This window comes from Fictibacillus sp. NRS-1165, from assembly GCF_050468105.1.
Classification (GTDB): Bacteria; Bacillota; Bacilli; order Bacillales; family Fictibacillaceae; genus Fictibacillus_C; species Fictibacillus_C terrinigri.
The window spans coordinates 1-2,595 of the sequence record NZ_JBDPNU010000087.1 but is presented as its reverse complement, the minus strand read 5'-3'; the positions used below and the strand labels follow the sequence as shown (position 1 = coordinate 2,595).

Genomic DNA, 2,595 nt, shown 5'->3' with positions numbered 1-2,595 from the left:
TTGTAACATGGGACTAAAATGCTCATTCCCTTTTCATCTTCATAACCATGATCAATCATCCATTTTTTTAGTTTTGGATTTCGTTTGACCGTTTCGTTAGATTCACGGAACCATGGTAAACAATGGTATAAATGTAACACTGGGAACGTAACACTTATTATGAAAAAAGAGAAGATAAGTATATCCAAAAAAACACTCCTTTAGTAAACTACAGTCCTAATCCAAAAATTGTAATGTACTCGACCGTGTAATGTTCGAAAAATACCTCTGCGTTTGGTATTTTAGTATAGTGAATTTGACTTAAATGTGACCTCTTTTTTGATAGTTAACAAAAGAAAGAAAGGCCTTATACGATCGATTTACACTATACAACCTATTGAAACTATCCGTAAAATAACTTTCGTATTATACGATTGGATAAGTGGTGCGTGTTTATGTGGGTCAAAAGTTCCTTTCTGCGAAATGTAAAGTTTTCTTTACATTAACTTATGAAATTAAGAATAATTTTTACAAAATTGAGAAAGTACTAAAAGGGTTTTAGGGTCACGATTCAACTCTAACATTTTATATAATTCCAACAATTTTTCTTTTGGTAAGATAAGTATCGATTTTAAAACCACTTACTTTGGTGGAACCTGATTGTAAGAAATGCGTAAAATGACCTGCCCTTTAATTATAGAAAACTTATCTATGGTGTATCAGTTTCAGTTTTAAGATAGTTTTCATTTTTGCTCTATCACTTTTTGGCTGTAAATATAAAAGAATTCACATTTTCACTCGCTTCATTAAATCCCCAATCTCCATAAACTTTAATATCAATAAAACCTACTTTGGTCAAATCATTTCCTATTTGTTCTTTAGTTCTAAAAATCAAAGCACTTTCTTCAGCAGTATTTTGCAAATTGTCATTTTGATAGACTGTATTATATTTGACCACAGGACCATTTATCTCCAAAAACTCATGCCAAACCATCATCTGGCTTCCTGTTATCGGCTCTTGAATAAACTTCTTTGTCTTCTCTTTTATCCATTGTTCCCAAGCACGCCGAAGAGGATTTCTTGTATCAAATATTAAATATCCGCCGTTATTTAATGAATGAAAAATATCTAATAATGTTTTATTCCAGTCAATATCTTTTAAAAAAACTTGTGCTACGTTGGATGTCATCATTACTAAATCAAAAGATGCACGCATTAAGTGTTCTGAAGTTCCTATCTTCCATTTAACTAATTGTTTTTTATCTTTTTGTTTAGCAGTTTCTATCGCGTCAATATCTGGGTCAATCCCCAATACTTCATACCCTTTTTTTCCTAAATACAAGGCTAATCTTCCAGTTCCACAACCTAAATCAGCTATGTATTTTGGATTGATTTTTTTGACCAGTTGAACAAAAAAGTCATTCATTTGGTCGTAAATGGATTCTTTCAAATTCTATCCCCCTGACATTGTTCGTTTAAGGTTAAAAATTGCTCTTATTAGAAATTCACCAAGTTGTTCAACTATGCTCCCTCTATGTAGAAAGGGATATCTCTCAATTTCATCGCTATTCATATCTGTGACTATTATCACAAGGTGGAAGAATAAGGCTCTTTATCCCTTTTTTCACTCCTTTAGGATCACTATGATTTCCCTCATCAATAAAAAAAGAAGCCCATAATAAGGCTTCCTACTAAACTTCCTTCGGATTCTTTATTTTAAGTGTTAGCCGTGTTTTCATAAAAATAAAAAACCGAAAAATAGTATGTTTCAGACACAATTCTTCACTGGTCCAAATCCTGGTCATTTCCATTTTTCCTGCTATCCACTGGCATCAAAACAGGCCGTGCCTCCTCTGCCAGCTTCTCCAGGCGGTTAATTCTCTCCTCAAATAAAACTTTCTCCTTTTCTGCCATCAGTCCTTTGGAGGAATAGTAGGGATCCTTCTCCCACCAATCCATGCCAATCTCTTTGGCTTTATCGACAGAGGCGACGAGCAGACGGATTTTTATGGTCAACAGATCGACATCGGCCAGCGATATTTTAATATCACCAGCGATGACAACCCCTTTGTCCAAAATCTTTTCTAATACTTCCAGCAGATTTCCTGATTGTACCGGTTGTTGAACGGGCATGGTCATTCTCTCCTGTCTGCAGATTCATAACAACTTTCCCAAAGGTCCCAATTCGATATTCAATTCCTCATGCTCTAAACCGAAGATAATCTTTAACTCAAGCATCTTTTCTTCCAGCTTCATCAAGGTTAATCCGAGCTCTTCTAACTGGTCATCAGACAGCAAGCCGCTATCTACTTTACGCATTGCCTGCCGCTCCATCAGCTGGCGAAGAAGCTCAATAACCGTCAGCACCAGCTTAGCCAGACCTTGCTCAACATTGGTTTTATCCAGAGGTAACCGTTCCACTGGCAACTGCCTCCTCTGCTATTTTGCGGCTATGGTTTTCAAAGGCACTTTCTATCGAGGAAATAAGGAGCTTTAAATCGATGATGATGAGATCAATATTGGCAATCGAAATCAATATCTCTCCCCTTACAACCACTCCTGTATCAATGATGCCATCCAATAAATCCAGCAGAGTAATCTCTTTGTTTTCAAACG

5 protein-coding genes are annotated in these 2,595 nt (G+C 35.8%); all 5 read right to left on the bottom strand.

Translation table 11 applies throughout. The features are described 5' to 3' along the window. On the bottom strand, positions 1 to 188 hold a 188-nt coding region (locus ABHN01_RS24080), incomplete at its 3' end, for a hypothetical protein (RefSeq protein WP_429877647.1). 548 nt (positions 189 to 736) lie between these two features. Beyond that, on the bottom strand, positions 737 to 1,429 hold the full coding sequence (locus ABHN01_RS24075; protein ID WP_429877646.1) for a class I SAM-dependent methyltransferase: 693 nt from the start codon (positions 1,427 to 1,429) through the stop codon (positions 737 to 739). 332 nt (positions 1,430 to 1,761) lie between these two features. Next, a complete protein-coding gene (locus tag ABHN01_RS24070; protein ID WP_429877645.1) occupies positions 1,762 to 2,112 on the bottom strand; it encodes a gas vesicle protein in 351 nt (116 codons plus the stop codon). Between the two features lie 24 nt (positions 2,113 to 2,136). Then, positions 2,137 to 2,400: a gas vesicle protein K gene (locus ABHN01_RS24065; RefSeq protein ID WP_429877644.1), complete on the bottom strand. Its 264-nt coding sequence runs from the start codon at positions 2,398 to 2,400 to the stop codon at positions 2,137 to 2,139. After that, the coding region (gvpJ, locus tag ABHN01_RS24060) for a gas vesicle protein GvpJ (RefSeq protein ID WP_429877643.1) at positions 2,378 to 2,595 on the bottom strand (218 nt) is incomplete at its 5' end. The genes gvpJ and ABHN01_RS24065, both read right to left, overlap by 23 nt.

Coding starts and splice junctions, on each gene's coding strand:
- ABHN01_RS24070 (WP_429877645.1), bottom strand. CDS start 2,112: ATGCCCGTTCAACAACCGGTACAATCAGGAAATCTGCTGGAAGTATTA.